General features: G+C 67.7%; 10 protein-coding genes. 4 read left to right on the plus strand and 6 right to left on the minus strand.

Annotated features, from left to right (window positions below):
* Positions 1-654: TlyA family RNA methyltransferase (locus tag FV217_RS20550; protein ID WP_147819386.1), on the plus strand; the 654-nt coding region annotated here is incomplete at its 5' end.
* The gene (locus tag FV217_RS20555; protein ID WP_147819388.1) at positions 651-1,910 is read left to right on the plus strand and encodes a class I SAM-dependent RNA methyltransferase; all 1,260 of its coding nucleotides are present in this window, start codon (positions 651-653) and stop codon (positions 1,908-1,910) included. The genes FV217_RS20550 and FV217_RS20555, both read left to right, overlap by 4 nt.
* 4 nt (positions 1,911-1,914) lie before the next feature.
* Here the strand turns inward: FV217_RS20555 and FV217_RS20560 are convergent, their stop codons facing one another.
* Positions 1,915-2,661 carry an SOS response-associated peptidase gene (locus tag FV217_RS20560; protein ID WP_147819390.1) on the minus strand — a complete coding sequence of 249 codons (747 nt, stop codon included), beginning with the start codon at positions 2,659-2,661 and terminating at the stop codon, positions 1,915-1,917.
* A 612-nt stretch (positions 2,662-3,273) separates the two neighbouring features.
* Here FV217_RS20560 and FV217_RS20565 point away from each other — a divergent pair.
* Positions 3,274-4,926, plus strand: coding sequence for a B12-binding domain-containing radical SAM protein (locus FV217_RS20565; protein ID WP_147819392.1), 1,653 nt, complete (start codon positions 3,274-3,276; stop codon positions 4,924-4,926).
* Between the two features lie 152 nt (positions 4,927-5,078).
* Here FV217_RS20565 and FV217_RS20570 read toward each other — a convergent pair whose 3' ends face one another.
* The 5 genes from FV217_RS20570 to FV217_RS20590 are packed head-to-tail and all read right to left on the minus strand — an operon-like array spanning position 5,079 to position 10,372.
* Positions 5,079-6,083: a magnesium transporter CorA family protein gene (locus tag FV217_RS20570; RefSeq protein WP_147819394.1), complete on the minus strand. Its 1,005-nt coding sequence runs from the start codon at positions 6,081-6,083 to the stop codon at positions 5,079-5,081.
* 4 nt (positions 6,084-6,087) lie between these two features.
* Positions 6,088-6,948 (minus strand): NAD(P)-dependent oxidoreductase, encoded by an 861-nt coding sequence (locus tag FV217_RS20575; protein WP_147819396.1) that lies wholly within the window; start codon positions 6,946-6,948, stop codon positions 6,088-6,090.
* Positions 6,938-7,768, minus strand: coding sequence for an SDR family NAD(P)-dependent oxidoreductase (locus FV217_RS20580; protein WP_147819402.1), 831 nt, complete (start codon positions 7,766-7,768; stop codon positions 6,938-6,940). The genes FV217_RS20575 and FV217_RS20580 overlap by 11 nt, the downstream gene beginning before the upstream one ends.
* Before the next feature lie 47 nt (positions 7,769-7,815).
* Positions 7,816-8,580, minus strand: a complete 765-nt coding sequence (locus tag FV217_RS20585; RefSeq protein ID WP_147819398.1) for an enoyl-CoA hydratase-related protein — start codon at positions 8,578-8,580, stop codon at positions 7,816-7,818.
* A 31-nt stretch (positions 8,581-8,611) separates the two neighbouring features.
* The gene (locus tag FV217_RS20590; protein WP_147819400.1) at positions 8,612-10,372 is read right to left on the minus strand and encodes an acyl-CoA dehydrogenase; all 1,761 of its coding nucleotides are present in this window, start codon (positions 10,370-10,372) and stop codon (positions 8,612-8,614) included.
* A 133-nt stretch (positions 10,373-10,505) separates the two neighbouring features.
* Here FV217_RS20590 and FV217_RS20595 point away from each other — a divergent pair.
* A partial coding sequence (locus tag FV217_RS20595) for a Sua5/YciO/YrdC/YwlC family protein (RefSeq protein WP_187272657.1) occupies positions 10,506-10,834 on the plus strand: 329 nt, incomplete at its 3' end.

Consider the following 10,834-nt stretch of genomic DNA (forward strand, 5'->3'; position numbering starts at 1 on the left):
CTCGTCACCGCCGACGGCCGGGCCGTCGAGCGCCCCGCCGATCTCGTGGCGCCGGATGCCCGGATCGAGGCGAGCGCGCCGCATCCGTATGTCTCGCGCGGCGGCCTCAAGCTCGCGGCGGCGCTCGACGCCTTCGGTTTCGACCCGCGCGACAGGACTTGCCTGGATATCGGTGCCTCGACGGGCGGCTTCACCGACGTGCTGCTGCGGCGGGGCGCCCGCCACGTCACTGCTCTCGATGTCGGCCGCGACCAGCTCCATGCCTCGCTGCGGGCCGACGCTCGGGTGACGAGCCTGGAGGGCACCGACATCCGCAGTCTCGACCCGGCCGCGCTCGGACAGGCACCGGAGCTGGTGACGATCGACGTCAGCTTCATCGCGCTACGCCTCGTCCTGCCGGCGGCGGTCGCGCTGATGGCGGATGGCGCGGAGTTGGTGGCGTTGATCAAGCCGCAATTCGAGGCCGGGCGCGAGCGTGTCGGCCGCGGCGGCATCGTCCGCGACGAAGCCGTCCACGCTGCGGTCTGCGACGAGGTCCGAGCCGGCCTCGAAGGGCTCGGGCTCACGGTGCTCGGTCTCGTTCCCTCCCCCGTCGAGGGTGGCGACGGCAATCGCGAATTTCTGATCGGCGCAGGCAAGGGCACCCATACGTGACCGAGGGTTCGAGTGAGAGTGTCGCCATCGCGCGGCTCGGAGCGCGCGGCGACGGGCTGACCGCGGCGGGGCTCGCCGTCGCCGGTGCGCTGCCGGGCGAGCGCGTCTCGGTCCGGCGCGAAGACGGCCGGGCGCGGCTTCTCGCGATCGAACTGACCTCCCCCGATCGGATCGATCCGTTCTGCCCGTACTACGAGGAGTGCGGCGGCTGCGCCGTGCAGCATCTGGCACCCGAGCCCTATGCGGTCTGGAAGCGCGGCATCGCCGAGCAGGCGCTCTCGCAGGCCCATATCGACGTGGAACTGCTGCCGCTCGTCGACGCGCACGAGGCGGGACGGCGCCGGATCACCCTGCATGTCCGCCGCGTCGACGACGTGGCGCGGGCCGGGCTGATGGCGGCGCGAAGCCACGCCCTCGTGCCGATCGATCACTGCCCGATCACCGTGCCGGACCTGCATCGCGCGCCGCAGGTCGCCGAAGCCCTGGCCGAGCATCTCGGCCGTGGCTCAAAACCCCTCGACGTGCAGGCGACGGCGACCGAAGCCGGCCTCGACATCGATATCCGCGGCCACGGGCCGGTGAGCGACAAGGCGCGCATCGCCCTGACCCGGCTCGCGGGCGATCTCGGCCTCGCGCGGCTGGCGTTGCACGGCGACATCGTCGTCGAGTTGCGCCCGCCGACGCTGCCCTCGGGCGCGGCGCGGCTGATGCCCCCGCCCGGCGGCTTTCTCCAGGCGACGCAGGCCGGAGAGGCACTGCTGACGGCCCTCGTCGTCGGCGCGATGGACAAGCGCGTGAAGCGCGTCGCCGACCTTTTTGCCGGCTGCGGCCCGTTCGCGCTGGCGCTGGCCCGCACGGCCGACGTGCTTGCGGTGGAGGGCGACGAGGCGGCCCTGCGTGGTCTCGACCGGGCCGCGCGCGCGATTCCGTCCCTGCGCCGGATCACGCCCGAGCGCCGCGACCTCTTCCGCCGCCCGCTGCTGCCGATCGAACTCGACCGCTTCGATGCCGTCGTGTTCGACCCGCCCCGCGCCGGCGCCCAGGCCCAGGTGCGCTGGCTCGCCGAATCGAAGGTGCCGCTCGTCGTCGGCGTCTCCTGCGATCCCGGCACCTTCGCCCGCGACGCCGCCACCCTGATCGCCGGCGGCTACCGGCTGGAGCAGGTCACGCCTGTCGACCAGTTCCGCTATTCCGGCCATGTCGAGTTGGTCGGCGTGTTCCGGCGGGAGGCGGTGGCGAAGAAGCGGCGGCTGTAACCCTTCAGAACAGGCTTCCCTGCCCGCCGTCGTCGCTTCGTCGCGGCTCGGCTGCGCGGGGTCTCCGTGCCGGCGCGGCGACCGGCGCGACGAGATCCGCATCGTCGTTCCGGGCGTTGTTCACGCGGTCGCCGACCTGCACCATCGTCAGCCATTCGTCCGGGCACGGCCGGCATAGCTCGATGACTTCGCGGGGTTCGTTGCCGACCGTATCGAGCCAGTTGCCCACCGACTCGGGCGACAGGATCGCCGGCATGCGTTCGTGGATCGCCGAGAGGGTACCGTTGGCGCCGCAGGTGACGATGGTGGCGGTGTCGACCTCCGAGCCGTCGGCGCTCGACCACGTCTCCCAGAGGCCGGCGAGCGCCATCGGCGCACCGTCCTCGCGGCGGATCAAGTACGGGGTCTTCGTTGCCGTCTTGCCGGTGCCCTCGCGCCGCCACTCGTAGAAGCCGTCGGCCAGGAAGACGCAGCGGCGGTGGCGCAGCGCACCACGGAACGTCGGCTTTTCGGCGAGTGACTCGACGCGGGCGTTGAAGATCAGCGGGAAATCAGCCGGATCCTTTGCCCAAGTCGGCCAGAACCCCCAACGCACCAGCCGGAAATGCCGGGCGCCGTGCTCGGCGGTCACGATCGGCACGGGCTGCGTCGGCGCCACGTTGTGGCGGGCCGGGAAGTTCGGCGTCTCGGCATAGCCGTAGAACCGCCGAAAAATCTCGGGCGTCAGGCTGATGACGTAGCGACCGCACATCGGTTGGATATGGTCTGTCCGGCGGCGCGAAATCAAGCGAGGGACCGGTGCGGAATCGGTTGCGGCGACCCGTAGCATCCCCTCATCGACCGTCTCCGCGTAGGAGTGACTTTTGAATTTTTCGTCGTGATAAAGCAAAACTGATTATCGGCATCGATTTGGCCGTGTTTTACGGATCGTCGATTGGAAAAATCGGTTTGTTTTGTGTTTGCCGATCTCTGCAAGAGCGGTTCGAAAATCGTAATGATAGCGCGCCGAAGCAGGAGGGAAGACCAAAGGCATGGGATGCAGGAGCCGAACCTGACGACCATGCGCATCCTGACGTCTTTCCACGCTTCAATGCCGATTCATTGCGGAGTTCCGGGGATGCCTGCGAGCTTGAGGGGACGGAGCGGCCGCGGTCGGGGGCGAGAACACTTGCTGCAATGCCGTCCCGGCCGGCAGCGAAATCTATTCGCCGAAGACGCTCATCGCTGTTGTCTGAGGCGATGGTCGACAAATGGGCGCATTCGAACCGCACCCTCCATCGGATGCCCGATCGGAGCCTGTCCGGGGTGACCCGATGCGCGGAGCGACTATGCTCCGGTTTGAATTTGGAAATCGGGGTGCGGGATGACGAACGGATCTTCCGGGACGCGCGTACTGCTCGTGTTTCCGCGCTTCAACCCGAATTCATTCTGGAGCTTCAAGGAGCCCTGCGAATTGCAGGGCGCCAAGACTTCGACACCGCCGCTGGGCCTCATCACGATGGCCGCGATGCTGCCCAAACATTGGCAGGTCCGGCTGATCGATCGCAACGCGCAGGAATTGAGCGACGCCGACCTCACCTGGGCCGACGTCGTCATGACCGGCGGCATGTTGCCTCAGGAGCCGGACGCGATCCACGTGATCGGGCTTTGCAAGGAGCTCGGCGTCCCGGTCTGCGTCGGTGGTCCGGCCCCGACCTCGAGTCCGGACTATTACGAGACCGCGGATTTCCAGGTACTCGGCGAGGCCGAGGGTGTCATCGACCAGTTCATCGAGGCTTGGGAGCGCGGCGAACGCAACGGCCGGTTCGTGGCGGTAAAATTCCAGGCCGACGTGACCCAGAGCCCAATTCCGCGCTTCGACCTGCTCGATTTTTCAAATTATCTCTACGTTGGCGTTCAGTTTTCGCGCGGCTGTCCGTTCACCTGCGAATTTTGCGACATCATCGAGCTGTACGGGCGCAAGCCCCGCACCAAGAACACGCCTCAGATCTTGGCCGAACTCGACGTGCTGTACGGGCTCGGCTACCGCGGTCATGTCGATTTCGTCGATGACAACCTGATTGGCAACAAGAAGGCCGTGAAACTGTTCCTGCCGCATCTCGTGGCGTGGCAGGAGGCCCATGGTTATCCGTTCCGGTTCTCGACCGAGGCATCGCTGAACCTCTCGGACGATCCCCACCTTCTGACGATGATGCGGATGGCGAATTTCTTCGTCGTCTTCATCGGCATCGAGACCCCCGACGAGGCGACGCTCGCACAGACTCAGAAGAAGCAGAACACCCGCCGGTCGATCGCGGATAGCGTCCACCGGATCTACGGTGCGGGAATGTTCGTCACCGCCGGCTTCATCGTCGGCTTCGATTCGGAGCAGGGCAGCATCGCCCAGCCGATGATGGATTGCGTGCGCGACACCGCAGTCCCCGCCGCAATGGTCGGTCTGCTCACGGCACTCCCGAATACCCAGCTCCAGCGCCGGCTCGAGAAGGAAGGTCGGCTCTTCGAGAAATTCTCGCACGTCTCGACGGTCACGGGCGATCAGTGCACCGCCGGACTCAATTACGTGACGGCACGGCCCCGGCGAGAGATCCTCGCGGATTATCGTCAAGTGCTCGCCAACGTCTATGATCCGACCGTCTTCTTCGAGAGAGTGCGCGTCGTCGGCCTCGCGTTGAACCGCCCGACCTTCGAGGCCGCCAAACCGAACTGGGCGAGCATCCTCAAGGATATCCGCACCTTTACACGGACCTGCGTGCGCATGACGGTCCGGCGCCCCGAACTGGCCAGGCACTTCTGGAGCGCGTTCTTCATGCTGGCCAAGCGCAACCCCAAGGCGCTCGACTATGCGATCATGAACATGGTGCTCTACCTGCACCTCTATCCGTTCTCGCGCTACGTTATCGCGGAACTCGACGATCGCATCGCGGCGATCGACAACGGAGAGTACGTCGAGCCGTCGGTCATGCCTGCCAACACGCAGCAAGCCTGTAGCACCAAGCCCCTCGCTGCCGTCGCTTGAATTGGCGCCGCTATCGTCAAGCAGATTAGAGCAAAAACTGCGTGGCACAAATCCACGTCACGGCATGCTGCATTTTTCGACTACAATGCAGCATGTATTTTATTGAAATCGGATGTGTATCGAAGCGTTTTTTATAAATATTATTGGGGCGCTTAGAGCCACTTCTTCCAGCGGAAGAACACATACGGCAACACCGCTGCCACAACCATCATGCAGACGGCGAGAGGATAGCCTAGGCTCCAGTCCAATTCCGGCATGATCTTGAAGTTCATGCCGTAGATCGAAGCGATCAACGTCGGCGGCATGAACACCACCGCCATGACCGAAAACAGCTTGATGATGTTGTTCTGCTCGAGATTGACGAGGCCCAACGTCGCGTCGAGCAAAAATTGGATCTTGGACGACAGGAACGTCGCGTGCTCTTCCAGCGATTGCAGGTCGCGCAGAGTCGAGCGTACGTCCTCGCGCAGCTCCCTCGGAGCCTTGCTCGTACGATAGGTCGCCGAGAGCGACAGCAGGATGCGCTCCATCGAGACGAGGCTCTCGCGCTGCTTCGAGATCAGGTCGCCGTGGCGCCCGAGCGCCCGCAGCGTGTCCTGGAGAGCGGTGTTGCGGGCACTGGGATCGCTCTTCTCCTCGAAAATCTTACGGGACAGCCGATCGATGCGCTCGCCTTGCAGCTGCAGCACGTCGGCGGCCCGGTCGATCACCGCCTCGATCAGCCCCGCCAGAATGGTCTCGCCCGAGGAGTTCTGAGAGGGACCGTTGCCGGTCGAGCGTCCGGCCCGCTGCGTATACATCCGGAATGCCTGAGGCTCCTCGTAGCGCACCGTGACGAGGCGGTTGCCGCGCAGAATGAAGGTGATGCCGGCAAGCCCCGGTTCCTCCGAATCCTCGACCTTCGAGAGCACCCGGCCCGTCATGTATCGGGCACCCTCCTCCACGTAGAGGAGTTCGGACGGCTCGATGTCCTTCATCTCCTCCCGCGTCGGGACGGAAATGCCCATGAAGGATTCGACCTTGAGATCCTCCTCCCGTGTCGGGCGGACCAGGTCGAGCCAGAGCGTGTCGTCTGGAATGACGTCCTGCAGTTCGAGCGGCCGCCGCTCCAGGAGTATCTGGGCGGTGCTGGAGACCGGCTGGTGAATGAAGATCAAGGGATCAGACCAACGCGTCGTGAGGCGGTACGCTCGCATCCGGCACGAAGAAGTCCGGCGCAAGAGGGACGCCGGGTGTGACGCGGTATTGTGTGAAGTCCGTGACACCCTCCTCGGCGAGGAACGTATCGTCGATGAGGAAGCGGCCGGAAAATTCTTTCGCCGGCTTCAGGAAGACGGCATGGGCCGCGTCGGCGATGATCTCCGGCGTGCGGCTCGCCGCGATCAGCGCCTCGCCGCCGAGGATGTTGCGCACCGCCGCCGTGGCGATGGTGGTGCGCGGCCACAGAGCGTTGACCGCGATACCGGTCTTGCGCAGCTCGCCGGCCAGCCCCAGCACACAGAGCGACATGCCGAACTTCGCCATGGTGTAGGCGAGGTGGGGCGCGAACCACTTCTCCGCCATGTCGAGGGGCGGCGACAGCATCAGGATGTGCGGGTTGTCGGACTTCTGCAGGTAAGGAATCGCGTGCTTGCTGACCATGTAGGTGCCGCGCGTGTTGATCTGATGCATCAGATCGAAGCGCTTCATCGCGGTCTGGGGCGTGCGCGTCAGCGAGATCGCGCTGGCGTTGTTCACGACGATATCCACCCCGCCGAATTTTTTGGCCGTTTGGTCCAGCGCATCGCGGACAGCGTCCTCGTCCCGCACGTCGACGAGCAGCGGCAGCGCCTTGCCACCGGCCGCCTCGATCGCCGCGGCGGCCGTGTGGATCGTGCCTTCGAGCTTGGGATGCGGCTCGGCCGTCTTGGCGGCGATGGCGACGTTGGCGCCGTCGCGGGCCGCACGCAGGCCGATGGCGAGGCCGATGCCCCGCGAGGCGCCGGTGATGAAGAGCGTCTTGCCCTGCAGGCTATGGCCCATCGCTGTTGTCCTCCGTCGCGATCCGGAAACGGTCTGGCTGGGTGCCGTCGGTGTCGGTGAAGCCATACGTCCGGGCGAGATCGGCCACGTGCAGCGTGCGCCCGCTCTGGGTCAACACCGACGTGTCTGCGGCCAGCGCGGCGACCGCCCGGCCTGCATAGAGCGGGCTCTCGGTCGCCAACGCGTCCTGGCCGAGGTCGCGCACCCGCTCGGTGCGCACGAAGCCCGGCGAGAGGCCGACGCTGCAGACGCCATGCGGCGCGAGTTCGGCGGCGCAGGCGAAGGCGAGACGGTTCGTCGTCGCCTTGGCGAGATCGTAGAAGACGTCGCCGAGATAGCCGCTCTCCGTCCCGAACGAGACGAAGACGAACAGCCCGCTGCGGGCGGAGACCATCGCCGGCGCGACGGCGCGTGCCAGTAGGAGCCCGGGATAGGGGCCGCCGTCGAGGAAGTTCGAAAACGGTTCGGCCGAGCGGCGCCAGAACGGCGTGCCCCAGGCGGCCCCGTCGGCGTAGCGCTCGCCGTCATAGCCCTCGTTGCCGCCCCAGACGCTGGAGACCGCGACGTCGATGCGGCCGAAGCGGCGCAGCACCCAATGCACCAGTTCGTCGACGGCGCGCTCGCTGCGGTGGTCGCAGAGGTAGTGGTGCCCCTCCCCGCCCGCGGCGTCGACCTCCCGGGCGGTGTCTTCGATCGCCTCCGGGCGCATCTCGGTGCGAGGGCCGGTCTCGCTGGAGCGGGCCGTGACGATCACGGTCGCGCCCGCCTCGCCGAGGCCGCGCGCGATGCCGCGCCCGACGCCGCGCGAGGCCCCCGCCACGAGGCAGACCTTGCCGGCGAGGGCTTGGCCGGCGAGGGGTTTGTCGCTCACGCGGCGGGCTTCGGGGTTCGGTCGAGAAACGTCTTGAAGGCGGCCTGCGCTTCGGGCGAGCGCAATCGCGCCTCGAAGGCCTCGGCTTCAGCTTCCAAAGCGGCCTCGACCGCCGCCTGGTCGCCGCGGATCAGCTTTCGCGAGGCTTCGACCGCGCAGCGCGGCAGCGCCGCCAGCCGGGACGCCTGCGCGATTGCGTGCTCGACCAGCATGTCGGAGGGGATGATCCCGTTGGCGAGGCCGAGACCCACGGCCGTCGCGGCGTCGAACGGCTCCGACAGCAGCAGAAATTCGGTTGCCTTGAGCAGGCCGACGCGGCGGGGCAGCAGGTAGCTGGAGGCGGCCTCCGGCACGAGCCCGAGTTCGACGAACGGCATCCGGAACCGCGCGCTGTCGCTGACATAGACGAGGTCGCAATGCAGCGTCAGCGTCGTGCCGATGCCGACCGCGATCCCGTCCACAGCCGCCACCATCGGCGTTCTCGTGCGAGCCAGCTGCCGGATGAACTGAAGCGCCGGCGCGTCCCCGAAAGCGGTCCGCGTGCCCTCGTCGAAATCCGCAAGGTCGTTGCCCGCGGTGAAGATGCCCGGCAGGCCCGCGAAGACGACGGCGCCGATCTCGCCTGACGCATCCGCGTCTGCGAGGGCGACCCGCATCGCGTCGTACATGGCGCCGGTCAGCGCGTTCTTCTTCTGCGGCCGGTCGAGGCCGATCAGGCGGACGCCGCCGGGGGTGTTCTGGACCGTGATGTGGTCGGTCATCGTCGCATCCGCCTTGCCCGCTCTACGGTGTCTAGCTCGCCAGCATCGCCACCGCATCCTCGGCGAACGCCCCACCGTCGATCACCGCCTGCTCCAGCCCGCTCGCCGCCGTCAGCAGGTTCTCCGCAAAGAAACGCGCCAGGGCGATCCGGGCGGCATGGGCCGGATCGGTGTCGCCGGCCTTCAGCGCCGCGCTCGACGCCAGCCCTGCCTGCGCCAAACAGGCCGCGCCCTGGGCCAGGCCGAACAGACGCAGATACGGCGTGGCACCGGCCAGAGCCGTCTCCGGCCGGTTCGAGGCGAGGGTCTTCAGCAAAAAGCTCGTCGCGCGGTCGAGGCTACAGACGCCGTCGCGCAGGCGCGCCGCCGCATGGCCGAAGCCGGGCGAGCCGTCCTTGAGCAGGCCCTCGGCCACCCGCCGCAGCGTCGCGATCTGCGCGCGCACCGTGGCGCCGCCGGAGAGCGGCAGCTTGCGCGTGACGAGGTCGATCGCCTGGATGCCGTTGGTGCCCTCGTAGATCGCGAGGATGCGGGCATCGCGCATGAGCTGGGCCGCGCCCGTCTCCTCCACGAACCCCATGCCGCCATGCACCTGTACGCCCAGCGAGGTCACCTCGTTGGCGATGTCGGTGGCGAAGGCCTTGGCGACGGGGGTGAGCAGCGAGGCGCGCTCGAAGGCGGCCTTGCCCTCCGGCCCGTCCGTGGCGTCGAGGGCTTGAGCCGTGAGGTAGCAGATGCCGCGCGCGGCGGCCGTGTAGGCCTTCATGGTCAGGAGCATGCGCTGCACGTCGGCATGGGCGACGATGGCGCTGGTCTCGGCTGTGCCCGGCGCCCTGCCCTGCCGGCGCTCGCGGGCATAGGCGAGCGCGTGCTGATAGGCGGCCTCTGCGACCCCGACACCCTGGAGGCCGACATTGAGCCGGGCCGAGTTCATCATCGTGAACATGCAGGCGAGCCCGCGGTTCTCCTCGCCGATCAGCCAGCCGATGGCGCCGCCCGCATCGCCGAAGGCCATGGAGCAGGTCGGCGAGGCGTGGATGCCGAGCTTGTGCTCGAGGCCCGAGCAGCGGAGGTCGTTCCGCGTTCCGTCCGGCAGGATCTTCGGGACCAGGAACAGCGAGATGCCGCGGGTGCCGGCCGGTGCGTCCTTCAGGCGTGCCAGCACGAGGTGCACGATGTTCTCGGTGAGGTCGTGCTCGCCGTAGGTGATGTAGATTTTTTGGCCCACGATCCGGTAGCGGCCGTCCCCGATCGGCTCCGCGCGGCTGCGCAGCAGTGCGAGATCCGAGCCGGCCTGCGGCTCGGTCAGGTTCATCGTCGCGGTCCACTCGCCCGACACAAGTTTTGCGAGGTAGCGCTCCTTCAGATCGGCCGAGCCGTGCGCCGTCAGCGCCTCGATGCCGCCGGCTGTCAGCAGCGGGCACAGGCCGAAGCTGAGATTGGCGCCGTTCCACATCTCGTTGCAGGCCGCCGCCATCAGGTGCGGCAGGCCCTGGCCGCCATGCTCGACCGTGGCGCCGAGGCCGTTCCAGCCGCCATCGACGAAGGCGCGATAGGCCTCGCGCCAGCCCGGCGCCGTGGTCACCGCGCCGTCCGTCAGGGTCGCGCCATGCCGGTCGCCGGCGCGGTTGAGCGGCGCGATGACGCCGTTCGCCAGCTTGCCCGCCTCATCGAGGATCGCGCCGACATCCTCGGGCGCCATCTCGTGGCCGCCCTGCGCCAGCACGGCGTCGAGGCCGGCGACGTGGCGCAGGGTGAACGCCATCTCCTCGACCGGCGCGCGATAGCTCATGGGGCTCCTCCGGCGCCGTATGGTTGGCGCTGATTTGACGTCTCGGACCGCAGGCGGCTACGGCCGGCTGCCTCTTACGACCGAAGCCGCGCTGCTGCCACAGCCGCCTTCATTGCGCACAGACAGTTTGGATATGGACGATCCCGGGTCAATCGCCGACAGGCCGACGCTGCGCCTCGCGCCCGACGCCGACGGCATCGGCGAGGCCGCCCGGCTGCTCGGCGCGGGCCGGCTCGTCGCGATCCCGACCGAGACCGTCTACGGGCTTGCCGCCGACGCCTCGGAGCCGAGTGCCGTCGCCGCGATCTACGCGGCCAAGGAGCGCCCGCGCTTCAACCCCCTGATCGCCCATCTGCCCGACGAGGCCGCTGCCCGCCACGAGGGCATTTTCGATGAGACCGCGGCGGCGCTGGCAAAGGCCTTTTGGCCGGGACCGCTGACACTGGTGGTGCCGGCCGCGCC

The organism is Methylobacterium sp. WL9 (assembly GCF_008040035.1).
GTDB lineage: Bacteria > Pseudomonadota > Alphaproteobacteria > Rhizobiales > Beijerinckiaceae > Methylobacterium > Methylobacterium thuringiense.